We start from the raw sequence: 253 nt of genomic DNA, 5'->3' as shown, positions 1-253 counted from the left end.
GCATCAAAGTCGTCTCGCAATCCAATCGCTGCACCCATGACAATGCCCTCCAACCCGAAGACATAGATTCATAGTTTCGCCGCTTTGGGAATCCCCCACGTGAGTCAGCATCACGGACGGATGGTATTACCCAGCGCCAGGCGAAACCCCGGATCGTCACGCAGGGCGTCGAGGTCGTCGGCGTCCTCGTAGCCGCAGGCGATCGCCAGAACCCGCGCCCGCAGGATATCATCCACTCTATGGATCACCCGCG

Annotated in this window: 1 pseudogene; it reads right to left on the bottom strand. The window is 60.1% G+C overall.

The annotated features are described in order from the left end of the window. Positions 1-128: 128 nt before the first annotated feature. A pseudogene (locus SxD43FB_RS24515) lies at positions 129-253 on the bottom strand (transposase); the annotation flags it as partial.

The organism is Sphingobium sp. D43FB (genome assembly GCF_002312805.1).
GTDB lineage: Bacteria > Pseudomonadota > Alphaproteobacteria > Sphingomonadales > Sphingomonadaceae > Sphingobium.
This window is presented reverse-complemented; position numbering and strand designations above follow the sequence as displayed.